Below are 26,555 nucleotides of genomic sequence, written 5' to 3'. Positions count from 1 at the left end.
TAATAGAGGATAGCTAAAATTTAAAACAACACGAGTTTGGCAACAAAGATGCTTTTTTGACCGCACTCATACATTTTTCAGTTAATAACCGGAGCAAATATATGCCCTTCAGATTAACACAAATTTTTTCTCTGTTTTTTTTGATAATTGCTGTTCTTATCCTGACGGCTGGCTGCAGTGCCGAAGCTAAACTTGCATCCGGCGTCAAACTATACGAAACAGGAGAATATAGTCGTGCCGTTGACAGATTTCGAAAGATGGATTTTGACAACAGGTACTACCGTAGTCAGGCTTCTTTTTATCTGGCCATGTCCTATTACAGGATCGGACAGGCACAAAGAGCATCTGCCTATTTTCAGCGGGCCTTGCGTTACGGTTTTTCGAAACCTGAGACCTATTTTTTTCTGGGACAAAGTCTGCGTATGCGTGAGGATTATGAAGAAGCTGTTACCGCCTATGAAGAATATCTTAAACATGATGTAGGAAACAGAGCTGCACTAAATGGTATTTCTTCGTGTAAAATGGCAATGAGTAATCCAACGCCTTCCCGTCATGTGCTGGATGTTAATTTTCATCTCCGGTCATCTGAAAGTGATTATTCTCCGGCTTTTTCAGGAAATGATTATACCACGGTCTACTTTTCTTCAATGCGTGGAGGTGACAAAAAAAAGAACATTAACCGGATAACCGGCCAGGGAAGTTCTGTTATTTACAGTGCCATCCAGGATGGAAGAGGTGGTTGGGAAGAACCAGTTCCTTTTGTCGGTGATGAGGATATTGGTACCGACGATGGAACCCCATCCTTTTCTGCCGACGGAAAGGAAATGTATTTTACCCGTTGTATATACTCTGATGAAGGGCCTACAGGTGCTTCAATAATGGTTATGAAAAAGTCGGGTGGCCGTTGGGGACAACCCGAAAAGTTACCAATGGGACCCGATAGCCTTGTTTATGCGCATCCTGCCATTTCTCCCGACGGAAAAACCCTTTATTTCGTTTCTGACCAGCCCGGTGGGTTTGGAGGAAAAGATATCTGGAAAGTAACACGAGAGTCCGGGAATGCATGGGGACCACCGGTGAATCTGGGTGCTGAGATTAATACTCCTGCCGATGAAATGTTCCCTTATGTAAGAGAAGACGGTCGTTTATATTTCTCATCCGACGGACTTGTAGGTTTTGGAGGCCTCGATATTTTTGTAGCTGAATGGGATGACGAATCGGAAGAATGGAGCGTGAAAAATCTTGGATTACCGCTTAACTCTGAGGCTCATGATTTTGGAATTGCTTTTCGGGGCACTCGCGAAGCCGGTTTTTTGTCTTCTACCAGGGGAAGTTACCGGGGGGTTGACCAGATTTTTGAGTTTGAGTTACCTTTGATAGAAGCTGTGCTGAAGGGACGCGTTGTTGATGAGGACGGGCGTCCTGTTGAGAATGCGGGCATTCATGTAGTTGGGAATAACGGGGTGAATCGTAGAACGAATACTTCTGAAGACGGCCGTTTTACTTTTGTTTTGGAGCCCGAAGCCGAGTACATTGTTATGATTATGGCAGACGGATATTTTAATAACAAGATCACCTTATCAACCATAGGGATGGAGGAGAGCGATGAATATGAACAAACTGTTACGCTGAAAAAAGCAGAGCCGAAGGCTGAGTAATTTTCTCCCCCAAAAACTTTGTGTATTTTTGTGCTCTGAATTCTTACTTCAAAAACATACCATTCGTGCAAAAAGATTTAAGATATAATCAGCGTGGTGTTTCTGCATCGAAAGAGGATGTGCACAAGGCAATTGAGAGGGTGGACAAGGGCATTTTCCCGAAAGCCTTTTGTAAAATTGTACCCGATTATCTGAGCGGAGACCCCGAATGGTGCAATATTATGCATGCCGATGGTGCAGGAACAAAATCTTCGCTGGCATATCTTTACTGGCGGGAAACGGGTGACTTGTCGGTTTGGAAGGGAATTGCCCAGGATGCTTTAGTCATGAATCTTGACGATCTGCTGTGTGTTGGAGCTACCGATAATATTCTTCTTTCTTCTACTATAGGAAGAAACAAGAACAAGATACCCGGAGAGGTTATTTCGGCAATTATTAACGGTACCGAAGAACTATTGGAAAATCTTCGTCAACTGGGTATTTCTATATACAGCACAGGTGGGGAAACGGCCGATGTAGGCGATTTGGTTCGTACCATCATAGTGGATTCAACTGTAACAGCCCGCATGAAACGAAGCGATGTTATCTCTAATCACCTGATACAGCCCGGAGATGTTATTGTGGGTTTGTCGTCAACAGGACAGGCGGCTTACGAGGATTTTTACAATGCAGGAATGGGAAGTAACGGTCTTACATCCGCACGCCACGACATATTTGCTCATTACCTTGCTAAAAAATATCCCGAAAGTTTCGATCCTTCTGTTCCGGAAGAATTAGTATACCAGGGCAAATTTAAACTAACCGATGCCATTGAAGAGCTTGGAATAGACGCAGGGAAAATGGTTCTGTCTCCTACCCGCACTTATGCTCCGGTGGTGAAGCAGGTGTTGAAGAAACTTCGACCTCACATCCATGGAATGGTACATTGTTCCGGAGGTGCGCAGACCAAGGTGATGAATTTTGTTGAGAACATGCATGTTGTAAAAGATAATTTGTTCCCGGTTCCGGATTTATTCCGCATTATTCAGGAAACATCACAAACCCCGTGGCAGGAAATGTATAAAGTTTTTAACATGGGGCACCGATTCGAGTTTTATGTGAACCACTCATGGGCTCAATACATCATTGATATTGCCCGCAGTTTTGATATTGAGGCTAAAGTAGTGGGATACTGCGAACCTTCAGCCGAGGGTAACAAACTTACAATTAAAGGGGAAAAAGGAACCTGGTATTATTAGCTGCATTAGTAGTTTATGCCTGTTTCAGAACTGAATGTATGTGTTTGCTGCTTCTTTTCTGTTTGCAGGTTTTTTTGTGTTTGTAAATAATTAGTGTCTATCCATAAAGTACCATTTGCTGTGTTACGCTTGCTGCCAAAATACTCATTTACGAGAAGTAAACTCCGTTTTTGGCGGCATCGCACGCCTTGCAACCGGCATTTTTTGAACAGACACACATATTGTGAAAATTTTTGCGTGTTTATGGGCACTCACTAATTAATGTTCCGTTAAACTTTTTCAATATACTATAAACCGGTTTTTGTAAGCAAAAACCTTTGTGTGCAAAAAAAGTAGTATATCAACATTATCAACATTATATGGGTCATCTTATATCTTAAATCTAACGATCTCATTAAATACTAAGTCAGATAAAAAATTATGGCACAAGATAATTCATTACTTGAAAAGCTGGAAGCGCTAAGATTGCGTTTCGAAGAGGTGGGACAAATGATAACCGATCCTGCCGTGATTGCCGATCAGAAGAGATATGTGAAGCTCAACAAAGAGTACCGTGAACTGGAAGAAATTGTTGAAATGGGCAAACAGTATAAAAATCTGGTCGACAATATCGATTCTTCACGAAAAATGCTGAAGGAGGAAGACGATGAAGAAATGAGAGCACTCGCCCGTGAAGAACTTGACGAACTGGAAGAGAAAAAACCAGAGATGGAAGAAAAATTAAAATGCTTTTGCTTCCTGGTGATCCTGAAGATTCAAAAAATGCCGTGATGGAGATCAGAGCCGGTACCGGTGGGGATGAGGCCAGTATTTTTGCCGGTGATTTGTTCCGGATGTATACCAAGTTCTGCGAGAAGAAAGGGTGGAAGTACGAGGTGACCCATTATTCCGAAGGCACTGCCGGTGGGTATAAGGAGGTGGTGATGAAAGTATCCGGTAATGGTGTCTATGGAATACTGAAGTATGAATCTGGCGTTCACAGGGTACAGCGTGTGCCACAAAACCGAAACTCAGGGGCGTGTGCATACTTCTGCAGCCTCCGTGGCGGTTCTGCCCGAAGCCGAAGAGTTTGATATTGAGTTAAAACAGGAGGATATTCGTAAAGATACCTATTGCTCTTCAGGTCCAGGAGGACAGTCTGTCAACACTACTTATTCAGCAATTCGCCTCACTCACATTCCTACCGGAATTGTAGTGACCTGCCAGGATCAGAAATCGCAGCTTAAAAACCTCGATAAAGCTATGGCCGAACTCAGAACCCGTATCTACAATCTCGAATATCAGAAATACCTTGATGAAATTTCTTCAAAAAGAAAAACCATGGTTTCTACAGGTGACAGATCGGCCAAGATACGTACCTATAATTATCCCCAGGGACGTGTCACCGATCACAGAATCAATTATACCATATATAACCTGCCGGCTGTAATGGACGGCGACATTGGCGGAATTATAGACAAACTTCAGGTTGAAGAAAATGCTGAAAGGCTCAAAGCCAGTGAAATGTGATCCGGTTGATTGTTATCGGGAGGCATTATTCTGACGGCCCTTAGGCTCTCCGGTCACAGCAACCGGCAACATTTAAGGCCAAGGCTAAAGTTGAGGTTGAGAGAGAGAAATTTGATATAAGTTGTCTATCACACTTATGTATTAAGAATTACCAAAGAGCTAAAAGCCAGGAACTAAAAGCTGTCAGCTAATCTCTTCCTCAATCCGCACCCCTAACCCTCTTAAGGCAAGAGTTCAGGTAAAGGTTGAGCAACCAGCACCTGGCACCCGGCAAAGTAACCAAAAACACAAAAACCATCGACAATGACCAGACAGGAATTATTCGAACAGATCAAAAAAAAGAAGAGCTTTCTATGTGTAGGACTCGACAGTGATGTAAATAAGATTCCTCACTATCTTTACGATACCAGTGATCCCGTTTTTGCTTTCAATAAAGAGATTATTGATGCCACGCATGAGTTAGCTGTTGCTTACAAGCCCAACCTGGCATTTTATGAGAGTATGGGGGTAAGCGGGTGGAATACCCTGGAAAAGACAGTGAATTACATCAGGTATAATTATCCCGATATTTTTCTCATCGCCGATGCCAAACGGGGGGATATTGGTAATACTTCCGGACATTACGCCAGAGCCTTTTTCGACACTATGGATTTCGATGCTGTAACAGTTGCTCCTTATATGGGAGAAGACTCTGTTAAGCCTTTTCTTACTTATGTAGGGCGATGGGTTATTCTTCTCGCGCTTACCTCCAATAAGGGTTCTGACGATTTTCAATATATGAAAGAGAAAGATGAACGCTTGTTTGAAAGAGTGATAAAAACCTCGCAGCGGTGGGGCGATAAAGAAAATATGATGTATGTAGTTGGTGCTACCCGGGCCGATATGCTGAAAGATATTCGCTCTTTTGCCCCCGACCATTTTCTGCTTGTCCCGGGTGTCGGTGCCCAGGGGGGCAGTCTGGCCGAAGTAGCCCGTAACGGGATGAATGCGAAATGCGGGTTGCTGGTTAATTCATCACGAGGAATAATTTTTGCCGGCGATGGTGAGGATTTTGCCCAAAAGGCTCGAATAGCCGCAACGGAAATCCAACAGGAAATGGCCGAATTATTATCTGAAAAGGGGATTGTTTAATCTTCTATTAAAAATCTAACGGTCTGTTCCTGCTTATTTTGGTAGGAATAAACCAAAAAACTTTGTATTTTGCACATTCAAAGGTTGGGATTGCATCATTTTTTTGATGCATCGGCGTGTTTTGTACAACACTGTTAAACCCACACCTATGAGTGAAGATTTTTTACATTTTCTCTGGCAGCACAGGCTGTATAAACAAGGTTTGTTCGTATCCGATCAGGGACACAATATTGAAATTGTGCATCCCGGCTTACCAAATACTGATTCAGGACCGGATTTTTTTAATGCTAAAATTAAGCTGGACAACGTGCTGTGGGCAGGTAATGTTGAAATTCACCTGAAAGCTTCCGACTGGAATCGTCATCAACATCACCTGGATCATCTGTACGATAATGTTGTATTGCATGTAGTACTGGAGAACGATGCAGAAGTGCATACAGCAGAAGGCAGAAGTGTCCCCGCCTGGGAAATTCAGATTCCTCAATCGATCCTTCAGAGCTTTAATGATCTGAACCGGCATCGTGGGTGGATTCACTGTGAGAAGATGATCGGCCGTTTTCCGGGGTTTGAAATATCATCCTGGATTGAACGCATGCTGGTTGAAAAGCTGGAACGAAAAGTTGATATAATTGAAACACTTCTTGACGGATCACGTAATGACTGGCAGAGCGTGTTCTATGTAATGCTCACCAGAAATTTCGGCTTTGGTTTGAACGGGGATCCTTTTGAACAACTGGCACGGCAAACTCCGTGGACCATTGTCGCACGAAATGCCGATTCCCAGGAAAAACTGGAAGCTCTTTTGCTTGGGCAGGCAGGCTTTCTTGACGGGATTATGTATGAAGATGAATATGTGCGCCTTCTCAAACGAGAGTATGCTTTGATGCAAAGAAAATATAATTTGAAGCCACTGCCTGCACATTTGTGGAAATTTTTGCGCTTGCGTCCCGGGAATTTTCCGTCATTGCGTTTGGTACAGCTTGCCGCAATTTTATCGGCCCACCCGACCATGTTTGATAAAATGCTTGAGTGTCAAAACCTTTCCGTTATTAGTGAATTGTTTCAGGTAGAACCCTGCGCATACTGGAACAGTCACTACAAACCCGATGTTAAAGGGAAACGCCATTCCACGAGAGTTGGAAAACAGGCCATTGAGCTTATAATTATCAATACTGTAGTTCCCCTCCTTTTTGCTTACGGAAAGCTAAGGGGGTTATCACGTTTGCGCCAGAAATCGTTTGACCTGCTTGAAACTTTACCACCTGAGAGGAACAGTATTGTCCGGAAGTGGAATAAAACTTTGCCCAATGTTAATATCAGGTCTGCCGCTGAAACACAAGGGTTGGTTTATTTAAAAAAGAATTACTGCGATCAGCACAAATGCCTGATATGCAGAGTAGCACAGAAAGTTATGGCACAAAGTTTTGAGGAATAAAAAGAATAAGATTAATAGATATAAGATTGATAGATTGATAGATATAAGATTAATAGATGAGTGCGGTATAAAAAGGAAATTATTTGTCAAAATCAAGGCGTTTTAAATTTTTGTACCGGAGTTAACTCGTTGTTAATGAGGATGCAAAAATTTAAAACAACACAGAGTTTGGCAACAAAGATGCTTTTTAGACCGGGCTCAGGGATAAAAAGAACATGACATAGATTATTAGATATTTATTTAGTGTCCGTCTATAAATTAGGCAAAAATTGTTTCTGATTATGTGTCTGTTCAGAAAGTGTCATTTACAAGGCTTGCGAAGTCCGAAAATACGGAGTTTACTCTTCGTAAATGAGTAATTTTCGGACGAGCGTAACACAGTAAATGGCACTTTAGGGACAGACACTATTTAGATATAAGATGATATAAGCATGGCAATGATTGCCACAACAAGGAATATGTATAAATCCTTGAAAACGTGTTCGAGAAGACCAATAACTTAGATTAATTTCACAATGATGAATTTTTTGGTTCGCTTTTTGATATGTATTTAATTGTTAAAAAACATTTATGTCTATATTCTCAAAATTGAAAACTATGAAAATTAATTATTTACTTGTTGCAGCTTTGTCTTTTGTCCTGATTTCCGGCATTTCCGGCTGTAAATCCAAAGAAAAAGTATCGGCCAAAAGTGAAATTGGCGATATAATTGAAGAGCTTCCCTGCGAAGACAAAGGGCGTTCTGATAAGAACTTTTTTCGTGCAAGCGCTATGTCTACCAGCTCCGATTTGAGTCTGGCAAAAGAAAAGGCATTGCTGTTAGCCAAACAGCGCCTGGTAACATTAATTAATTCCAACACCAAATCAGTTACCGATCGTTATGTTAATGAGCGGGAAATTAGCGATGCTGCCGAATTTGAGCAAAAATTTGAAAATATGACGCGCGAAGTGGCCGACGAAACCATTAATAATATCGTGGTTATTTGCGAAAAAGCCAGTGTTACCGATGAAGGTAAGTATCATGGGTTTGTCGCCATCGAAGTTAACAAGGATGATGTTTTAAATGGTTTCGACCGTCGTATTTCGAACGATGCCAAACTTCAGCTCGATTATGACAAGCAAAAGTTCCAGGAAATCTTTGAGGAAGAAATGGAAGAGATGGCTGAAGAGAGAGGGTATTAAGGGGATGGCTTGAGGTTGAGGTTGAGGTTGAGAAAAGTTATGTGACTGATAATTCGCTTGTTAGCAGTTGTATAGCTATTGATTAGAAGAAGGAATACGCAGCAGGTGTAGTATTTCTCAACCTCAGTCTGAACCTGAACCTTATCCTTCAGAGCCTGAGGGTTTGAACGTGCTAAAAACTACAAGCAAACCATTTGCAGGTTTTTAAATAATTCCATATCTTTGCGGCCTGATTTGTAAAACCATATATTTAAAAAGGTCGTATGCATCTGACAAAAGAAGAAAAACAAGAAATCTTTGCGAAGTACGGGAAGTCGAATTCTGATACTGGCTCACCAGAAAGCCAGATAGCATTATTTACCAACCGTATCGCGCATCTGACCGAACACCTGAAGGTACATAAAAAGGACTTCAGCACAGAACATGCTCTTAAAAAAATGGTAGGTCGACGTCGTCGTTTACTCGATTACCTCAAAGCAAAGGATATTGAAAAATACCGGAACTTGATTAAAGAGCTTAATATCCGTAAGTAGGTCAGAAGGAATAAAATTTGAAAGGCAATTCTCGTGGAGGATTGCCTTTCGTTTTTTGGCCCCTAAAAAGACCGGTTGTATCACTTCATGATAAAAAAATCCTTTATTGTAAGTGTTGAATCGTAGATATTGTCTATCTTTGGGGCTGACTAAGAGATTGTAAGAAAAATAGAGATTTAATTTATGATTAAGCCGATTGAAAAAAGTATCGACCTGGGAGATGGAAGGTCGATTGTCATTGAAACTGGAAAGTTGGCCAAACAGGCCGATGGATCGGTAGTTGTTAGAATGGGCAATACTTATTTGCTCGCAACAGTGGTTTCTGCCAGGGAAGCAAAACCCGATGTCGATTTTATGCCACTCTCCGTCGATTACAGAGAGAAATTTGCTGCCGCCGGCCGTTTTCCCGGTGGTTTCCAGAAAAGAGAGGCCCGTCCCTCAGACTACGAAATACTGGTCTCCCGGTTGGTTGACCGCGCATTGCGTCCGCTTTTCCCGGAAGACTATCATGCCGATACTTTCGTAAGTGTCAGTCTTATTTCTGCCGACAGTGAAAGTACACCCGATGCTTTAGCCGGCCTTGCTGCATCTGCAGCTCTTGCCGTGTCTGACATTCCATTCGGAGGTCCTATTTCCGAAGTAAGAGTCGCCCGTATCAACGGGGAACTTAAAATCAATCCCCCGGCATCTGAACTGAAAGAAGCCGATCTGGACCTTATCGTTGCAGCCTCGAAAGAGAATATTATGATGGTAGAAGGCGAAATGGATGAGGTTTCCGAAGCCGAGCTGCTCGAAGCTATGAAATTTGCACACGAAGCAATAAAAGTTCAGTGCGAGGCACAAATCGAGCTGGCAGAAATGGTCGGAGCGACCCAAAAGAGAGAATATTCTCACGAAGAGAACGATGAAGAATTGCGGCAAAAAGTGTGGGATGATACCTATGATAAAGCCAGGGAGGTTGCTCGTGCTGCTAATCCTAATAAGCAGGAGCGGACAGAAGCTTTCGATAAAATTGTCGAAGACTTTATTGAAAACAACTATAATTCCGAGGAGGACGAAATACCCGAAACACTTATTAAACGGTATTTCCATGATGTACAGAAAGAAGCCGTACGCAGGGTAATGCTCGATGAAAATGTTCGTCTCGACGGCCGTGCTATGGATGAAATCCGTCCAATATGGTGCGAGGTAGACTGTTTGCCTGGTCCGCATGGGGCTGCAATTTTTACCAGGGGAGAAACACAGTCGCTGACTACAGTTACCCTCGGATCAAAACTTGATGAAAAGATCGTGGATGATGTATTGGTGAAGGGTGTTGACAGGTTTTTGTTGCATTATAATTTTCCGCCTTTCTCCACTAACGATCCCAAACCTTACAGAGGTGTTGGTCGTCGAGAAATAGGCCACGGAAATCTTGCCCATCGTGCCCTGAAACGAATGATGCCTGACGAATTGCCTTATGTGGTTCGTGTCGTTTCCGATATCCTTGAATCAAACGGCTCTTCTTCAATGGCGACGGTTTGTGCCGGAACCATGGCGCTCATGGATGCCGGGATTCAGTTCAAAAAACCGGTTTCAGGAATCGCGATGGGGCTTATTACCGACAAAGACAGTGATAAGTATGTAGTGCTTTCGGATATTTTGGGTGATGAAGACCACCTGGGAGATATGGACTTTAAAGTAACCGGCACACGTGATGGCATTACTGCAACCCAGATGGATATTAAGGTAGACGGTTTATCTTATGAAGTGCTTGAAAAAGCACTGGATCAGGCACGCCGGGGTCGTTTGCACATTCTTGATAAGATTACTGAAACCATCAGTGAGCCAAGGGCAGATTACAAGCCTCACGCACCGCGCATTGTTTCAATTAAAATACCCAAGGAAATGATCGGTGCTGTTATTGGCCCCGGTGGTAAAATTATTCAGGAAATTCAGGCCGAAACCGATACCAGTATTGTTATCGACGAGGATGAAAATTATGGTACTGTAGATATTTCATCAAGTGACAAAGATGGAATCGATAAAGCCCTGGCTCGCATCCAGGCGATTGTTGCAGTGCCTGAAATCGGAAAAATTTACAGTGGTAAGGTGAAATCAATTGTTCCTTTTGGCGCTTTTGTTGAGATTCTTCCCGGTAAAGACGGATTATTGCACATCTCAGAAATAGAATGGAGACGGCTCGAAAAAGTGGAGGATGTTCTCAAAGAAGGACAAATGGTTGATGTTAAACTGATTGATGTTGACGAACGTTCAGGAAAGCTTAAACTTTCGAGGAAAGTATTGCTGCCAAAGCCTGAAAGAAAATAGTGAATTTCCGAATTACGGATGAGTGTGATATAAAAGGCATATTTTTGTCAAAATCAAAGCGTTTTAAATTTTTGTACCGGAGTTAACTCGTTGTTAATGAGAATGCAAAGAATTAAAACAACAATGAGTTTGGCAACAAAGATGCTTTTTAGACCGGACTCACGGATGTTTTTTATTATATTTAATCCCCGCAACGGTATTTATATGTACCGGTGGGGATTTTGTTTTTTAAGCTGTTTTGCCTAACTTACCTCATTGTGTTGGGGATATGCTCCAGGAAAAGCTTTCAGGGAGTGAACCCGTTAATGTTTAAGTTTAGGACTATCTCATTTTTTGTAATTCATATAATAAATTGCAGTTATGGGGCGTTACAGAACCATTCAGCAGTGGTACGAAATACTTAGCAGCAGACTAAAAGGGGCACCCAGAGAAAGCATCAGGTTTTATAGCCTGGAAGCGTTTCCGCGATTGATGCATCATCTGGAAGCAAATAAATCTGAGTGCTCATTATGTGCTCAGCATTTCGACGAACTTGATAAGATGAGTCTTGAATTGGGACAATGGATGAAAACCGATGCCCCTGAAATGGTTAAATTTCAGGCTGAACTGGAAGAAAGTGTGCGGCATTTGAGAACCGAACATAAAGTATTCCCTAAAGGTCTCTGGTTATCCCGTTTTGTTCTGATGGGTATTTTGGTTGGGATTCTTGGAGCACTCTTAACTATTGTTGTTGCCGCCGGTGTCGTAATTGGCGGTGTTTTGTTTACGGGAGCTTTTATTGGGATGCTCGTTGGCTGGATTGCAGGGAAAAACAAAGAACGAAAGATCAAAAAGCAGAACAGATTGTATTGATAGTTCAAATATTAAAATTTGAAAAAATGAGACACCTGATTTTTTACCTGCTATTGTTTGCTATGGCAACATTCTTTTCCTGTAATAAGGGGCCCGGAAAACCCGATTACCCCGAAACCAAAAAGGTTGACACCGTTGATGTTTATTTTGGTAACGAAGTGGCAGACCCTTATCGCTGGCTCGAAGACGACCAGTCCGAGGAGACCGGAAAATGGGTTGAAGCACAGGTAGAAGTTACCAATAATTACCTCGAAAAAATTCCTTTTCGTGATAAGATCGAGGAACGGCTAAAAGAGGTCTGGAATTATGAAAAACAGGGAACACCCTTAAGAAAAGGTAAATACTGGTTTTATTCAAAAAATGACGGACTTCAGAATCAATCGGTTGTTTATGTTAAGGAAGGACGCGACGGTGAAGAAAGAGTGTTACTCGATCCTAACAAACTATCGGAAGACGGGACCGTTGCTTTGGCCGATTACACCATCTCTGAAAACGGGAAGTATATGGCCTATGCCATTTCGAGAGGCGGTTCTGACTGGCGGGAGATTTATATTAAAGATGTTGCCACTGGTGAAGACCTTGATGATCAATTGAAATGGGTTAAATTTTCGGGTATTTCATGGCTCGGTGAAGACGGTTTTTATTACAGCCGCTATGATGAACCCGAAAAAGGCGAAGAGCTAACCAATGTAAATGAATTTCAACAGGTGTTTTATCACAAGATTGGCGACAACCAAAATGATGATGAACTGATATTTAAGGACAATGAGAATCCGCTCCGTAATTACGGTGCCGAAGTTGACGATGATGATGAGCATATTATTTTGTACGGGAGTAGTGGTACTAATAATAACTCTTTGATGATAAAGAAAATAGGTGATGATAACTGGCTTGTGGCCGATACTACTTATGAAAATAATTCGCATTATATTGGAACCGTTAACGGCAAATACTGGATTCTGACTGATTATGAGGCCCCACGCTACCGCATCATGGCTTTAGACCCTCAGAATCCTCATATAGATAGCTGGAAAGAGGTGATACCTGAAACCGGGAACGTACTGAACGGCGTTTCACTTTCCAAATCCTATGCAATACTCCATTATATGATTGATGCCGAGTCCTGTCTGTTTGTATATAATCTGGCAGGGAAAAAGGAGTATGAGATTGAATTGCCAGGTCATGGATCGGTTGGTTCAATCCAGACCATCCCTGATGACGATCAGGCCTTTTATTCATACAACTCCTATAACATACCGGGACAAATTATTAATCTGAATCTCGAAAACCGCGAAAAGGAGGTTATTTTCGAACCTGATGTTGATTTCAATGGTGAGAATTATGTCACCAAACTGGTGTTTGTGGAAGCTGATGATGGCGCTCAGATACCTTTACATATTGTTCACAAGAAAGGAATAGAGTTGGACGGGAATAATCCCCTAATGCTTTACGGTTATGGTGGATTTAATATTGTTTATCAGCCTGGTTTCCAGATCAGCCTGGTTCCCTGGCTCGAAAGCGGAGGCGTTTATGTCAATGCTCATATCAGGGGTGGAGGAGAATATGGAGAAGAATGGCATCAGGCCGGCACCAGAATGAACAAGCAAAGAGTTTTTGATGATTTTATATTGGCAGCAGAAAAACTGATTGAGATGGGTTATACCAATCCGGATAAAATTGCCATCAGAGGCGGCTCAAATGGTGGACTCCTGCTTGGTGCCGTTGTTAATCAGCGACCCGATCTTTTTGCCGTCTCACTCCCGGCGGTAGGTGTCATGGATATGTTGCGGTACCATAAGTTTACCATAGGATGGGCATGGGCAAGCGATTATGGAAGGAGCGACGAGAGTGAGGAAATGTTCAGATATCTTTATTCTTATTCTCCATTGCATAATATTAAGTCGGGTGTTGATTATCCTGCCACACTCGTATTCACAGCCGATCATGACGACCGTGTGGTACCTGCTCATTCGTTTAAGTACATCGCTACCCTGCAGGAAAAATATAAGGGAGATAATCCTGTGCTCATACGAATAGAGACAAAGGCCGGTCATGGAGCAGGAAAGCCCGTTTCAAAAACAATCGAAGAACTTACCGATATGTATGCGTTTACATTCTATAATCTGGGTATTGAGCCAAAGTATTAATAGCCGCAGAGCGGCGACAGAACGGTAAATTATGTAATCAAAAAATAAAAAGCTGCAGAGCTGCGACAGATACTATTTAGTGTCTGTCCATAAAGTACCATTTGCTGTGTTATGCTTGCCGCCAAAATCCTCATTTACGATTAGTAAACTCCGGTTTTGGCGGCTTCGCAGGCCTTGCAACTGGCACTTTCTGAACAGACACATGACCAGAAACAAGTTTTGCGTAATTTATAGACAAGCACTATTTAGCCATTTTGAGATAACTAATTCTGAATTAGTAAATTATTTTTTGGGAGTCTGATAAAAAATATTTATTTTGATAGCTGTTTTTGGGAACAGATGCTTGATTCCTGGAAAAATCGATACTAAAAAAGGTAGTTAAACTGCTTTTTATACTTGATAAAGTTCAACGATTGCCTATATTTGCATTAAAACATAGGCAATGAGTTTTATTTATTAAAAACATTCCTAAATTTGTATAGAAGATAGGATTTATTCAAGAACAAATAATTCGGTTAACATTATGAAAAGAACAAGGATTAATCTTTTTGCAACTGTAGCACTTGCCGCACTGCTGGCGAGTTGCTCTGGCCTGGATAAGATGAAAGACAATGCACCTGATGTGAATTATACTGTGACTCCGGAAGTGCTTGAAGCACACGGCGGTCAGGTTCCTGTTACCATTAAGGTGCAAATTCCGGGCGGATATTTTGATAAAAAAACCGAGATCGAAGCCACACCGGTTTTGGTTTATGAAGGCGGAGAAACAGCCTATGCGCCGTACCATCTTCAGGGAGAGAGCGTTGATGGCAATGCTAAAGTGATTTCTTATGCCAATGGTGGTCAATTTACCTATGAAGGTACTGTTGACTACAATGAGAACATGCGCGTTTCCGACCTGGTTGTTCGCATTACTGCAACCCGCGGAGGCACTTCTCTCGATTTTGAACCTGTAAAGATTGCAGAAGGTGTTATAGCAACTTCTCAACTTTTGGGTAAAAAGGGTGCTATGCCCAGTGTTGGAGAAGACAACTTTCAGCGCATTACTCCGGAGACCGGTGAAGCTGACATTCATTATGTAATTCAGCGTTCTAACGTTCGCCGCTCTGAACTGACAAAAGAGGATGTTAAAACCCTTGAGGAGTTTATAGCTGCAGCCAACGAAGCAGAGAACAAAGAGTTCAAAGGAGCTAATATCTCAGCTTATGCTTCACCCGACGGCCCGCTTGATCTTAACACCCGTTTGGCAGAAGAGCGTCAGAATTCGGCCAAAGATTATCTCGAGGGTGTCTTTGATAAAGAAGAGGTTGAAGCTGCTTCGGAAGAGGATTTCTATGAATTGAGAAACACGCCTGAAGATTGGGAAGGTTTTAAAGAACTCGTTCAAAACAGCGATATTGAAGAAAAAGATTTGATCCTGCGTGTTCTTTCTACTTACAGCGATCCCGAAGTTCGTGAGAAAGAGATCAAAAACATGGCTGCGACTTATGAGGTTTTGGCCGAAAAAATTCTTCCTGAACTTCGTCGTTCGGTAATGAAGGTTAACGTAGAGGTTATTGGTAAATCCGATGATGAAATATCTGAATTGGCTATCGACTCACCATCCGAATTGAATCTGGAAGAACTGCTTTATGCAGCTACGCTTACCGACGATTTAGAAGAACAACTGAGTATCTATAAGGCAGCCCTGGCTGAACATCCCAACTGCTGGAGAGCTCAAAACAATATCGGGGTTGTGCTTTACCGTCAGGGTGATATCGAAGGCGCCAAAGTTGCCTTTGAGAAAGCCAACGAAATGAAGGCCAATCAGCCTGAGGTTTTGAATAACCTTGGAGTTATTGCTCTTCAGGAAGATGACCTTGAAGCTGCTAAAGAATATTTCGATTCAGCTGCCGGTGCCGGTGCCGCTCTTGATAACAACCTGGGTGTATTGGCCATATATAATGGCAACTACGACGAGGCTGTTCGTTATTTCGGAAATGCAACCAATTGCAATGCTGCTTTGGCTAAATTGCTAAATGGTAATTATGATGCTGCCCTGGCTACATTGAATGCCATTGAAGCCGAAGTTGGCCTCAAGCACTATCTGAAAGCAATTATTGGTGCACGTCAAAATGATACCGATATGTTTTTCGATGAGCTTGCAAAAGCAGTGGAACTTGACAGCAGTCTTAAAGAAGTTGCAGCTACCGATATGGAGTTCGGTCGTTACTTCGAAGATGCTTCATTCAAAGAAATTGTTCAGTAACATTTTCTTAGGATATTAAAAAAAGGGGTAGTGCTGATGCACTGCCCCTTTTTCTTTCTCGTTAATCAGAAAGTAGTCGTCTGCCGGCTAATTCCCATAAAACAATTCCAGCCGAAACAGAAACATTAAACGAATGTTTGGTGCCGAACTGCGGAATTTCCAAACACATATCGCATTCGTCAATTACTTTCTGATCTACACCTTTAACTTCATTTCCAAAAAATACGGCATATTTTTTTGTCATATCAGGCTCGAATGCCGGCAAATTTATGCTTCCTTCCGTTTGTTCAATGCCTATAAGTAAAAATCCTTCCCTTTTCAACTTTTTTACTGCATCTGTTGTTTTATTAAAATAATGCCATTCAACAGATTCTTCTGCGCCAAGAGCAGTTTTATGAATCTCTTTATGTGGCGGAGTGGCTGTGATGCCACACAGAAAAATCGAGCGGATACGAAAAGCATCCGAAGTTCTGAATATGCTGCCCACATTATGCAGGCTCCGAATATTGTCGAGTACCACAATGATGGGGGTTTTTGGTACATTTTTGAATTCTTTGACCGATATGCGGCCCAATTCGTGCAGTTTTAGTTTGCGCATGTATTACTTATTTTCGAATTGGCGCAAAATTAGTGAAAGATATTGTGATTAGTAAATTAGGTGATGCCACCAATAACTTAATCAGTGTCTGTCCATAAAGTACCATTTGCTGTGCTACGCTCGCCGCCAAAATACTCATTTACGAGTAGTAAACTGCGTTTTTGGCGGCTTCGCAGGCCTTGTAAATGACACTTTCTGAACAGACACATGATAAGTAGGAAACTTTCCCTACTTTAATAGACAGGCACTAAGTAAATTATATACTAATGAAACGAGCATGACAAGGTTTGTTACAATAAGAACATATATAAGTTCTTGCAAGCGAGTTCCATTCGACCTTAATAAATAAATTTTATACGAATGAATATTCATGAATATCAGGCCAAGGCCATTCTAAAACAAAACGGAGTACAAATTCAGGAGGGGATATTAGCTCATAGTCCCAAAGAGGCAGTTAAAGCTGCCCGGCAGTTACAGGAACAGACCGGTACCGGTTGGTGGGTTTTGAAAGCCCAGATTCATGCTGGAGGTCGTGGTAAAGGCGGAGGAGTAAAACTGGCCAAAAGCATTGAGGATGTGGAAAAACTTTCATCAGAGATGATCGGAATGCAACTGGTAACGCATCAAACCGGTAAAGAAGGGAAAAAAGTCCGGAAAATTCTGGTGGCCCAGGATGTCTATTACCCCGGGCCGGTAAAAAAAGAAGAGTATTATATGAGTGTTTTGCTGAACCGGAAAACCGGTCGTGATACTATTATGTATTCGCCTGAGGGGGGTATGGATATCGAAGAAGTGGCAGATAAAACTCCTGAACTTATTTTCAAAGAAGAGATTGACCCCGGAGTCGGGTTACTTCCTTTTCAGGCCAGAAAGATCGCTTTCAATCTTGGTCTTTCGGGCAATGTTTTTAAGGAGATGACAAGGTTCGTGACATCTCTTTACAGGGCATATCGAGGGGTTGATGCTTCGCTGTTTGAAATTAATCCGGTACTCAAGACTACGGATGAAAAAATCCTGGCTGTTGATGCAAAAGTGAAACTGGATGATAATGCCCTTTTCAGGCACGCTGAGCTGGCCGAAATGCGGGATGTGGAAGAGGAGGATGCTGCTGAAGTAGAAGCCGGCAAGCACAATCTTAATTTTGTCAAGCTTGACGGTAATGTAGGATGTATGGTCAATGGTGCCGGCCTCGCTATGGCTACAATGGATATTATTAAGCTTTCGGGAGGCGAACCTGCCAACTTTCTGGATGTTGGCGGTGGGGCGAACGCCGAAACAGTTGAAGCCGGACTAAAGATTATCCTTAATGATCCCTCGGTAAAGGCCGTTTTAATCAATATTTTTGGCGGAATAGTCCGCTGCGACAGGGTGGCATCAGGTGTAGTAGAAGCCTACAAAAAATTAGGGAATATAGATGTCCCTGTTATTGTCAGGCTTCAGGGCACTAATGCAGAACAGGGCAAACAGGTCATTGACGATTCGGGACTGAAAGTACGATCGGCTATAACCCTGCAGGAGGCAGCAGCGATTGTTAAAGAAGTGGTATAACAAATCTCAAAAGGGATTTTGAGATTTACCAGTCTACTTTTTTTCTGCGTACGGGCATGGTCATGCATCGTGCCCCTCCACCGCCACGGGGGAGCTCTGATCCTTCAATGGTGACAACAAATTTATCGTAGTTGTCGAGATTTATTTTTTCGTTAATTACATCTCTTGCTTTGATAACAGAGTAACCTTCTTTCTGGAGGGCCTCAAGGGTATGCACATTGCGGGCATATCCCATTAGTTTGCCCGGGGCAATTGCAAAAAAATTGGCCCCGCTATGCCATTGTTCACGTTCCTGCTGCCACAAATCGTCACCCCCACAGGGAACAGGCTTCAGTTTCATACCCAACCGTTCAAGGCATTGGAGCAGACCGCTTTGCCTCGAAATACTAACCACCTGACCGTTTTCAATGGTCATCAGTATGGTTGCGTAGTTGTTTTCATGTCCGATCATCGGTTCATAAACCAGACAGGTTTCCTTATCGAGAAGGGTAAAGACCATATCTAAATGGATGAACGATTCCGGTGCTTCGGGTAATTGCTGTACGACAATATGTTTTTTACCATTGTGTTTTTTCAGATGGTCTGTTAAGAAGTCGATCCCCTGTGTTGATGTTCTGGCGCCGTTTCCGATAATGAGTATGTCTTCTCTGGCAATGAGTATGTCTCCACCCTCAATATGGGTTTCTTCTCCCACGTGCCACGTGCTCATGGGGTTAATGGTGCTGGTTTTGAAGTGAGGAGAATAGGTGAAAATGGCATCCATAATAATGGACTCACGCTCTCTGACTTTATTAGCCATTTTAGAGATCATCACATCGTTGAAAACCGTTACCGATGCATCACGGGTAAAAAAGAAATTATGGAGCGGCCGGAGTGCATATCTTTCATCAGATAGAAATGTAGTCAGTGAATCACGCTTCAGGGCAACTCCTTCAATAAGTTGAGACGCCAGTTCTTTATGATCAAGTGCAAGAAGGTCTTCTTTTATGTTGAGGACACCTTCGTGCGTACAGATTCGTTCTACCAGTGAAGTTTTAATGTCTTTGTCTTCCAGTATTTCTGTCAGCAAATCTTTTACCTGGAAAGTTTTTGTCAGCTTTTCCAATACTGCACTTAGCTGAAAGTATTCCTCTTTTGCTACAGGGAGGTTCAAAATGTCACTATAAAGAGCTCTTTCGGCATTTCCCGGTGTCATGTTTTCCACTTCGGGGCCGGGGGTATGCAGGATAACAGCTTCAATTTCTCCTATTTCTGAAGTAATGTGAGGGATGATCGGTGAACTCATAAAGGTTGTTTTTTGTGTTCTTTAAGGTATTCGTTTCAAGGTGCAATTTAGTAATTGTTTCAGAGATAAAATGTGATTTTTGTTCACTCTTCAAAGAACGGGGACACAACATCTGTCTTACATCTTTTATCAGTGATCTGCTGCTGAATGACCGTTTTCCCCAAAAAAAGAGGCTGCTTTTATTCGGCAGCCCCTTTTTGAAAATATATGGAATAATTAATTGTCAAACGTCTGAAATAAATTAGAATGTCAACAATCAGATACTATCTGTTTCAACTACTTTCCCCAGAATGTCAGAATAGGGAATCAGTAAATAATTTTTTCCTTCAAATTCGAGTTCTGATCCCGAAAACTCTTTGTAGAGCACCGTATCACCAACAGCGATTTCTGGATTTTCGATGTTGCTGATACCTGCTACTTTGCCAGTCTTTTCTTTACTTTTGGCACTGTCGGGAATAATAATTCCCGATGCTGTTTTCTGCTCGGCATTGTCTTCTGTCAATTCCAGCAGAACATTCTGATTAATAGGTTGTAACTCTTTCATCTTTTATTTAAAATTTGGTTGTTAGACAATAAAAATTTGTTATCCTTTAATTCCCAGAAGGGTGTTTATCCTGTTGCGGTCGAAGCCAACCACCACCTGTCCGTCAATCAGACTTTGCGGAACCCCTTGTTGTCCGCTGCGTTTAACCATTTCGGTTGCTGCTTTTTCATCTTTTGTGACGTCTATTTCTCTGAAATTGATGCGATTGTTCTTCAGGTAGTCTTTTAACGTGCGACACCATGAACATGTCGGTGTTGTGTATATAATTACCTGCTTTTGCTTTTTGCCGTCTTCGGTTCCGGTAGTTACCGACGAAGGTTTGAAAAAACTTTCCAATGCTCCCGGTTGATGACAACCTTTAAGACGTCGCCCGGGTTCACCCGATTTGAATTCTATAATGACAGGTGCAGTGGTAATTTCGTACGCCGGGTGAACATCACGTACTTCTGCGACGTTTACTGAAAATACCGGGGTTTTTATGGTTCCGTTGGCAAGTGATTCGAGATTTGCAAGTGCACAATCGCTTTGTTGAGCCCCCTTTTTGTAAACGAAAAGGAATGAGTCGGGATACTTGCTAAGTTTATCCCTGAATTCCTGCAATGATGATATTGACTGATGTTTCATCCGTATAAAATTTAGTTATTAAGGTCGGATGGAACTCGCGATTTCTTTATACATGCCCTTTTGTGGCAGGTTTCTTTGTAAACAAAGCGGCAAAGCCGAAGGAGAAATCTAAGCTCCATGCTCGTTTTATTAGATATAATTTAGTGTCTGTCCATAAAGTACCATTTGCTGTGTTACGCTCGCCGCCAAAATACTCATTTACTAAGGTAAACTCCGTTTTTGGCGGCTTCGCAAGCCTTGCAACCGGCACTTTCTGAACAGACACACATATTGTAAAAATTTTTGCAAGTTTATAGACACGCACAATTTACTTTAGTTATTGGCCTAATGGAACTCGCATGATTGGGGTTTATACATGTTCTCTTGCGACAAACCTTATCATGCTATTTCATTTTACATTTAATAAGTTGTTACAGCTGTTAGAATTGTTAACATTGTTAAGTTGTCAAATTATTAAGTTGTTGGGATTTTATAGGTTATTGTGCATCATCTAACAATTCTAACAATCTAACAGTCCTAACAATCTAACAATCCTAACAATCTTAACACTCTAATATGGCAACCTTTACCATGTTGGTTTCATCTTACATCTTAATATCTAAAAATCTAATGATCTGTTATTACAATTCTTGCCATGCACATTCCATCTATTGGCTATACATGTAAATATTTAAAAATATACATTCATCAATAAAACAGAAATAATGCCAGATTTGTCAGGTTGTCAAAATGACAGTATCGGTGTCATAAGAGATGGTCAAAATTTTTGATAACTTGCGTTAGTGGACAGACACAACTTAAAGTATTTTTCAAATAAACAAAAAAAGAGATGAGTGGAAAATTTATAGGAGCCCATGTGAGCGCTGCCGGCGGAGTAGAGAATGCCCCGGTGAATGCTTCTGAAATAGGAGCCAACGCTTTCGCTTTGTTTACCAGGAATCAGAGGCAATGGAAGGCGAAACCGTTAACGGAGGATAGTATTGAAAAATTCAAGAAGAATTGTAAGGAGCTTGGTTTTTCGTCTTCGCATATTTTGCCGCACGATAGTTACCTGATAAATCTGGGTCATCCCGAAGAGGCAGGCCTAAAAAAATCGCGCGATGCCTTTCTGGATGAAATGCAAAGGTGTGAGCAACTCGGGCTGAAATTGCTTAACTTTCACCCTGGAAGTCATTTGAACAAAATTTCTGAAGACGATTGTCTGAAAAGGGTCGCTGAATCAATTAATATAACATTATCGAAAACAAGCGGCGTAACTGCTGTTATTGAAAACACGGCAGGGCAGGGCTCCAACGTCGGTTACAGGTTCGAACATCTGGCTCGCATCATTGAGTTAACAGAGGATCGTACGCGAGTAGGCGTTTGCATCGACACCTGTCATGGATGGGCTGCCGGATATGATTTTTTGACAGATGATGGTTATGAAAAAACCTGGAATGACTTTGAGAAGATTATTGGGATCGAAATGCTGAAAGGCATTCATTTAAACGATGCTAAAAAAGAGCTCGGGAGTAAAGTGGATCGTCATGCCAGTTTGGGCGAAGGTAAGATGAAAGACGTTACTTTTTCAAGAATGATGAAGGATAGCCGCTTTGATGATGTGCCTATTATTCTGGAGACACCTCAGCCGGAATTATGGCCCAAAGAAATTGAATGGTTAAGAAATGAAGCGACAAAATAGTTAGTGTCAGTCCATAAAGTAGGAAAAGTTTCCTACTTATCATGTTTCCGTTCATAAAGTGTCATTTACAAGGCTTGCGAAGTCCGAAAACAGGGAGTTTACTCATCGTAAATGAGTAATTTTCGGACGAGCGTAACACAGTAAATGTCACTTTATGGACGGAAACTAATTAAGGTAAGCTTTTTGCATGGAAATATAACGGTTTAAAGCGTTTAGGAAGTTTATGAGCGTACTCCGGCAGATAATTTTAGGGGGATTGATAGTTGTTTTCTCCGTTTCCGGTCTGGTTGCACAAAATGTTAAAAAGGCAAATATGGCCGGCCAGGAGGTATATATGCTTGAATCGAAAGTTGAGGGTACAGATACCATCCCCCATATTATGTTGTCTGAAGTGAAGATTGTACCGGAGTGGAGATTCAGGAGTAAGCGTGAACGAAGGGTTTACAACCGGCTGGTAAAAAATATTAAAGTAACCCTTCCCTATGCCAGAGTTGCGGCAAGAAAACTGGAAGTGATCAATGCCGAACTGGCACATATAGAAGGTGATAAAGCCAGGAAGGAATATCTTAAGGAAGCCGAAAAAAGACTTTTTAATGAGTTCGAACAACCGTTGCGAAAATTGACTTTTTCGCAGGGTCGCATGTTGATAAAGCTCATCGACCGTGAAACCGGTGAAACCAGCTACAACCTGATAAAGGAATACAAAGGCGGGTTTTCGGCATTTTTCTGGCAGTCGGTGGCGCGTTTGTTCGGATCAAATCTGAAAGAAGAATATGATGCCGAGCGTGAAGACCGTATGATAGAACACATTATTATTCTTATTGATAACGGAATGTTGTAGAAAGGGTTTTTGCAAAAACATATAGTATGAGCAAAATAAGGACTTTCGTTGCCATTCCCGTAGTAGGTTTAACTATTCTGGAAAGTTGGATGGATGAACTTAAACAAATGAAAATTCCCGGAAAAATTAAATGGAATGAAAAGCATCTGTGGCATTTGACGCTTAAATTTATCGGGAATATTGAACAGCGCGAAATAAATATCCTGCGTCAATCATTGAAAGGGGTTTTCAGTGATGTTCAGCAGGGTGAAATCGTCGTGAACGGGACAGGTGTTTTCGGAACCATGGAAAAGCCCAGGGTCATTTGGGCAGGAATTGATGTTGATGACTGGCTTCTTGCTCTGAGGCAGAAAACAGGGCAAGGGGTGTCTGTTATCGATACTCCCGGTGACGATTGTCCTTTCAATCCACATTTGACAATTGGCAGAGTGAAATATTTAAAACAGCCGGAAATTTTGAAGGAAGAAGTGGAAAAGAAAAAGAATACCGATTGGGGTATAATTCCCGTAACGCGAATTGTGCTTTATGAAAGTAAATTAACATCGGAAGGTCCGGTGTATTCCGAAATTGAAAGTTTTGATCTCAGTGAAACATAGTATATCAGCCGTTTCTTGCCGTCCATAAACACCGTGATTTTGTTGTAACAGTTTTTTTCTCAGATTTTAATTTTTCCGCCAGGGGGAAGAGAATACGAATAGCCGGGAAAAACAGAAGAAGAATCTGAATAAAGACTGTAATGCTTTTGAAACGAGCCCCGATTACTCCCTTATAATATCGAGGCAGGCAGGGACGAGTTGCATTAGGCCTTAAAAATCAATTTTTAGAAAAAGAATGGATACTTTTACCCAAAAGTATCCATTCTTTTTCTAAAAAGTATCCATTCTTTTACCCAAAAGTATCCATTCTTTTACCCAAAAGTATCGATACTTTTACCCAAAAGAATAGATTAATTAGTGTCTGTCCATAAAGTACCATTTGCTGTGTTACGCTCGCCTTCTCAGCCTAAGCCTCAACCTTAACCTCAATTGGTAATTGGTAATTGGTAATTGATAATTAATCTGTGGCGCTCGGCTATGCCGCTTGCTTGCAAGAATCTGTGGTGCATTCTCAACCTTAGTCTAAGCCTCAACCTCAATCTTAGCCTTAGCCTCAATTGATCATTGCTCATTGAAAAAGATGCTTCGTCTTCAACGTTGTGTATATATTCTGAAATCCCAGGGTTGTAGTAAAACGCCTTTTGCAGGAAGAGTCACTTCCTTTCCTGAAAACAATTCGGTAAAGGTGCCCTCGGGGCCTTCTACCATAAATACGCTTTCCGAGCTGTCGGAAAAATTAAAGACAGCAACAATCTGATTGTTTTCTTTTTCGCGTGAAAATGCAAAAAGTGTTTCCGGGGAATTGGTTTTGAGTATCTTCATTTCCCCGCCGGCGGTGCCATTCCAGAGTGCGGGATTATTGGCTTTTAATGCTGTCAGTGTTTGATAGAAGGGCGTCATTTCAGATTCTTTCCATTCAATCCTGTCTTTTTCAAAAAATGCCAGGCTTTTGCTCAGACCGGCTTCTTGTCCTGAATAAATAAGCGGCATACCTTCCACCGTGAATGTGAGTGCTGCCATTGTTTTTACGGCATCGTCCAGGCGGTCAAAAACGGTTCCGTTCCAGCTGTTTTCGTCGTGGTTCGATGTAAATTGCATCGGGTACGCGCCATGAGGATAAAGCGTATCTGTTTTTTGAAAATATTGCGCCACATCAAGCGCATTTTTCTCACCTTTTGCCAATGCGTTCATGATGTGATGAAACTCCCAGCCGTAGTTGGCATTAAAGGCATATTCAAGCAACTCCGTTTCAGCTTCATCTTCAGCGAGCATCCAGACGGGTTTGATCTTTTCGAGCTCTTCTCGGGCTGTCTCCCAGAAATCGACAGGTACCTTCCCGGCAACATCGCAACGATAACCGTCAATATCTGCTTCACGAACCCAGAATTTCAGGGCCTCGGTCATTGCTTCCCTGAGTTCCTGATTGTCATAATTGAGATCGGCAACATCCGACCAGTCCGGTTCCGGGGCCATAATTTCTCCCTCATCATTTGTGGTGTACCATTCGGGATGTTCGGAAATCCATGGATGATCCCAGGCAGTATGGTTAGCAACCCAGTCAAGTACCAGGTGCATATCCATTTCATGTACTTTATCAACCAGTGATTTGAAATCTTCGAAAGTGCCAAACTCCGGGTTGATGGCTTTATAATCCTTAATGGAATAGTATGATCCCAAAGTTCCTTTCCGGTTCTTTTCTCCGATTGGATGAACAGGCATCAGCCAGAGTATATCCACTCCGAGTTCTTTGAGCCGGGGTAAATGACTGGAGAAAGCATTAAATGTTCCTTCTTCGGTATATTGACGGATATTAACCTCATAAATAACAGCATCTTTACTCCATTCAGGAACCGGGGCATTGCTGATGTATTGCGCTTCGGATGATTGTTGATCTTTTTGCCGGCCGTCCTGACAGGCCGATAGAAGAAAGATAGCTGCCAGAAATAGTGCAAGAAATTTTAATTTTTTCATAATAACTGTATTATCAATAGTTTATTAATTTTTTGAGATGAATTTTAACCTGCTTTATTCATAAGTTTTCGTCATGAGATGTTCAAATATCAAAAAACGCAAGCAACTGCAGACAAATTTGATGCAGGAAATGTTCTTTTTGGCATCGCCCCAAAAGAACCAAAAAAGTATAGTCCGCTTAAACCTGTCTCCCCGCGAAAGCCAAAATTTCCGGCCATTGCGCAAGGCCATGAAAGTCGCTATACCGTACTCATACAATAAAACAACATCTAATATACTGAATTTCCCCTGCACTACCAGGTGCAGGGGAATAATTCAAAATTTGGGATTTTTAAAGAAAAACCTGAAATGAATGACTGGCTTTTCGGAAGGAATAAATGCAGCGGACAACGATGTTCCGCTACCTGTTTCCCGGAACAGACACATGATAAGTAAAAAACTATCCCTGCTTTATAGGCAAGCGCTAATTGAATATATATTGATGAGTCCGGCCTAAAAAGCATCTTTGTCGCTAAACTCTGTGTTGTTTTAAGTTTTTGCATCCTCATTAACAACGAGTTAACTCCGGTACAAAAATTTAAAACGCCTTGATTTTGACAAAAATATGCTTTTTATACCGCACTC

At 41.8% G+C, this 26,555-nt stretch carries 20 protein-coding genes and 1 pseudogene; 16 read left to right on the top strand and 5 right to left on the bottom strand.

Features of this window, described 5'->3' with window-relative positions:
• The first annotated feature begins 101 nt into the window (after window positions 1–101).
• From OQ5_RS0110800 to OQ5_RS0110750, 12 genes and pseudogenes are all read left to right on the top strand, one after another.
• The gene (locus OQ5_RS0110800; RefSeq protein WP_016777510.1) at window positions 102–1,658 is read left to right on the top strand and encodes a carboxypeptidase regulatory-like domain-containing protein; all 1,557 of its coding nucleotides are present in this window, start codon (window positions 102–104) and stop codon (window positions 1,656–1,658) included.
• Between the two features lie 65 nt (window positions 1,659–1,723).
• Entirely contained in the window at window positions 1,724–2,896 is a 1,173-nt protein-coding gene (locus OQ5_RS0110795) for an AIR synthase related protein (RefSeq protein WP_016777509.1), read from the top strand.
• Window positions 2,897–3,316: 420 nt separating this feature from the next.
• Window positions 3,317–3,969 (top strand): annotated as a pseudogene (locus tag OQ5_RS25420) (PCRF domain-containing protein).
• Window positions 3,917–4,405 carry a peptide chain release factor-like protein gene (locus tag OQ5_RS25415; RefSeq protein ID WP_255297492.1) on the top strand — a complete coding sequence of 163 codons (489 nt, stop codon included), beginning with the start codon at window positions 3,917–3,919 and terminating at the stop codon, window positions 4,403–4,405. Before OQ5_RS25420 ends, OQ5_RS25415 begins: the two are co-directional and overlap by 53 nt.
• A gap of 303 nt (window positions 4,406–4,708) precedes the next feature.
• Complete coding sequence (gene pyrF / locus OQ5_RS0110785; protein ID WP_016777508.1) at window positions 4,709–5,536, top strand: orotidine-5'-phosphate decarboxylase; 828 nt, start codon at window positions 4,709–4,711, stop codon at window positions 5,534–5,536.
• 148 nt (window positions 5,537–5,684) lie between these two features.
• Window positions 5,685–6,971: a DUF2851 family protein gene (locus OQ5_RS0110780; protein ID WP_016777507.1), complete on the top strand. Its 1,287-nt coding sequence runs from the start codon at window positions 5,685–5,687 to the stop codon at window positions 6,969–6,971.
• Between the two features lie 597 nt (window positions 6,972–7,568).
• The gene (locus tag OQ5_RS0110775; RefSeq protein ID WP_016777506.1) at window positions 7,569–8,153 is read left to right on the top strand and encodes a hypothetical protein; all 585 of its coding nucleotides are present in this window, start codon (window positions 7,569–7,571) and stop codon (window positions 8,151–8,153) included.
• Between the two features lie 263 nt (window positions 8,154–8,416).
• Window positions 8,417–8,686: a 30S ribosomal protein S15 gene (gene rpsO, locus OQ5_RS0110770; protein ID WP_016777505.1), complete on the top strand. Its 270-nt coding sequence runs from the start codon at window positions 8,417–8,419 to the stop codon at window positions 8,684–8,686.
• Window positions 8,687–8,869: 183 nt separating this feature from the next.
• On the top strand, window positions 8,870–10,996 hold the full coding sequence (pnp, locus tag OQ5_RS0110765; protein WP_016777504.1) for a polyribonucleotide nucleotidyltransferase: 2,127 nt from the start codon (window positions 8,870–8,872) through the stop codon (window positions 10,994–10,996).
• A gap of 360 nt (window positions 10,997–11,356) precedes the next feature.
• Window positions 11,357–11,848, top strand: a complete 492-nt coding sequence (locus OQ5_RS0110760) for a hypothetical protein (RefSeq protein WP_016777503.1) — start codon at window positions 11,357–11,359, stop codon at window positions 11,846–11,848.
• A 26-nt stretch (window positions 11,849–11,874) separates the two neighbouring features.
• Window positions 11,875–13,995 (top strand): prolyl oligopeptidase family serine peptidase, encoded by a 2,121-nt coding sequence (locus tag OQ5_RS0110755; protein ID WP_026055238.1) that lies wholly within the window; start codon window positions 11,875–11,877, stop codon window positions 13,993–13,995.
• A 523-nt stretch (window positions 13,996–14,518) separates the two neighbouring features.
• On the top strand, window positions 14,519–16,243 hold the full coding sequence (locus OQ5_RS0110750; protein ID WP_016777501.1) for a tetratricopeptide repeat protein: 1,725 nt from the start codon (window positions 14,519–14,521) through the stop codon (window positions 16,241–16,243).
• A 61-nt stretch (window positions 16,244–16,304) separates the two neighbouring features.
• Here OQ5_RS0110750 and OQ5_RS0110745 read toward each other — a convergent pair whose 3' ends face one another.
• Window positions 16,305–16,841 (bottom strand): RNA methyltransferase, encoded by a 537-nt coding sequence (locus OQ5_RS0110745; RefSeq protein WP_016777500.1) that lies wholly within the window; start codon window positions 16,839–16,841, stop codon window positions 16,305–16,307.
• A 360-nt stretch (window positions 16,842–17,201) separates the two neighbouring features.
• Between OQ5_RS0110745 and sucC the strand changes: the two genes are divergently transcribed.
• Window positions 17,202–18,389, top strand: coding sequence for an ADP-forming succinate--CoA ligase subunit beta (gene sucC / locus OQ5_RS0110740; RefSeq protein WP_016777499.1), 1,188 nt, complete (start codon window positions 17,202–17,204; stop codon window positions 18,387–18,389).
• A gap of 25 nt (window positions 18,390–18,414) precedes the next feature.
• On the opposite strand, the gene OQ5_RS0110735 is transcribed toward sucC, so the two are convergent.
• From OQ5_RS0110735 to OQ5_RS0110725, 3 genes are all read right to left on the bottom strand, one after another.
• Window positions 18,415–19,674 carry an arginine deiminase gene (locus tag OQ5_RS0110735; RefSeq protein ID WP_016777498.1) on the bottom strand — a complete coding sequence of 420 codons (1,260 nt, stop codon included), beginning with the start codon at window positions 19,672–19,674 and terminating at the stop codon, window positions 18,415–18,417.
• Window positions 19,675–19,930: 256 nt separating this feature from the next.
• The gene (locus OQ5_RS0110730) at window positions 19,931–20,218 is read right to left on the bottom strand and encodes a GroES family chaperonin (RefSeq protein ID WP_016777497.1); all 288 of its coding nucleotides are present in this window, start codon (window positions 20,216–20,218) and stop codon (window positions 19,931–19,933) included.
• A gap of 39 nt (window positions 20,219–20,257) precedes the next feature.
• Window positions 20,258–20,842 carry a glutaredoxin domain-containing protein gene (locus tag OQ5_RS0110725; RefSeq protein WP_016777496.1) on the bottom strand — a complete coding sequence of 195 codons (585 nt, stop codon included), beginning with the start codon at window positions 20,840–20,842 and terminating at the stop codon, window positions 20,258–20,260.
• An 829-nt stretch (window positions 20,843–21,671) separates the two neighbouring features.
• Here OQ5_RS0110725 and nfo point away from each other — a divergent pair.
• The 3 genes from nfo (at window position 21,672) to thpR (ending at window position 23,960) form a co-directional block, all read left to right on the top strand.
• Window positions 21,672–22,523, top strand: a complete 852-nt coding sequence (gene nfo / locus OQ5_RS0110715) for a deoxyribonuclease IV (protein WP_016777494.1) — start codon at window positions 21,672–21,674, stop codon at window positions 22,521–22,523.
• A 223-nt stretch (window positions 22,524–22,746) separates the two neighbouring features.
• Window positions 22,747–23,364, top strand: a complete 618-nt coding sequence (locus tag OQ5_RS0110710) for a DUF4294 domain-containing protein (RefSeq protein WP_016777493.1) — start codon at window positions 22,747–22,749, stop codon at window positions 23,362–23,364.
• A 26-nt stretch (window positions 23,365–23,390) separates the two neighbouring features.
• On the top strand, window positions 23,391–23,960 hold the full coding sequence (gene thpR / locus OQ5_RS0110705) for an RNA 2',3'-cyclic phosphodiesterase (protein WP_016777492.1): 570 nt from the start codon (window positions 23,391–23,393) through the stop codon (window positions 23,958–23,960).
• 591 nt (window positions 23,961–24,551) lie between these two features.
• Here the strand turns inward: thpR and OQ5_RS0110700 are convergent.
• Window positions 24,552–25,931, bottom strand: a complete 1,380-nt coding sequence (locus tag OQ5_RS0110700; RefSeq protein ID WP_016777491.1) for an alpha-amylase family glycosyl hydrolase — start codon at window positions 25,929–25,931, stop codon at window positions 24,552–24,554.
• Window positions 25,932–26,555 lie beyond the last annotated feature (624 nt).

The sequence above is a fragment of the Anaerophaga thermohalophila str. Valhall genome (assembly GCF_000250735.1).
Taxonomy (GTDB): Bacteria; Bacteroidota; Bacteroidia; order Bacteroidales; family Marinilabiliaceae; genus Anaerophaga; species Anaerophaga thermohalophila_A.
The sequence above is the reverse complement of the archived record's forward strand: the minus strand, read 5'-3'. Positions and strand labels throughout refer to the sequence as shown.